General features: G+C 43.1%; 1 protein-coding gene. It reads right to left on the bottom strand.

Annotation, left to right across the window (positions count from 1 at the left end):
* Positions 1 to 1,025: TonB-dependent receptor domain-containing protein (locus tag HDC92_RS24985; RefSeq protein ID WP_183877592.1), on the bottom strand; the 1,025-nt coding region annotated here is incomplete at both ends.

The following is a 1,025-nucleotide window of genomic DNA, read 5'->3' as shown; positions in this document are numbered from 1 at the left end:
TCTTTAAACATCAGTTCGCCGGCCCAAACTTTTGCAACCGGTTTGGGAACAGCATTATTGGTCAAATCCTCTTCACTGTAAAATTTACCCGTCCAGATAAATTGAGGTGCAAGCATGCCAATTTGTTTGCCCGTCTGTTCCTGCCATGGGTATTTTTTCGGCGTTTCAGCCATGTAATCGATGGTATTGCGGACAAAAGTATAATTACCCCCTACTGTAAAACCAAAGCCACCAATGTTGTCAGAATAACTAAGCGATAATTCATATCCTTTGTTTGTTGCCTTTCCGGCATTCAATGCAGGAAGCTTTGCTGGTACTAAACCAGAAATCAACGGTATATCGAATCTGTTGATCAGAATATCATTACGCTTTTCCAGAAATACATCTGCTTCAAAGCTGAGACGGCTTTTAAACAATTTTGCCTCCACCCCGATATCTGCCTTGCGGGCAACCTCCCAGGTCACGTTTGGATTTCCCAACGTTCCTTCTAAGATCGGAAGGATTTGAGTAGGCGTAGTTCCCAGGCTATAATAGCCGTTAACTGTAGTAGAGGTACCGGGAGTCTCAGCCGCGAGCGGGTTTCTAAATGAATAGATATACAAGTTGCTGTACCCGAAACCGAGCCTGTCATTCCCTACTTCACCATAGGAGCCCCTGAACTTCAGAAAATCCAGAAACTTAACATTATCCTTTATAAAACTTTCTTCTGAAGCTACCCATCCAAGGGCACCGGAAGGAAAAAATGCATAACGTTTCGATTTACTAAATGCATCAGAACCATTATAGCCTACATTTCCTTCAGCAAGGTATTTATCCTTATAAGCATAGGTAAGCCTGCCTGCCATTCCTTTGAAAATAGTAGGAACAATGAACGAAGCCTCTTTGGTGGTCTGGGTAGCAATGCCCATCGCGGTTATTTTGTGGTTCATGCCAATCGCCTTATCATAGTTCAAGGCAGCTTCAACCTGTTGTATACGGTTGAAATCACTGAAATTACTACCCAGTGTATAGGTTGGAATTCCGGC

The sequence above is a fragment of the Pedobacter sp. AK017 genome (assembly GCF_014200825.1).
GTDB lineage: Bacteria > Bacteroidota > Bacteroidia > Sphingobacteriales > Sphingobacteriaceae > Pedobacter > Pedobacter heparinus.
The sequence above is the reverse complement of the archived record's forward strand: the minus strand, read 5'-3'. Positions and strand labels throughout refer to the sequence as shown.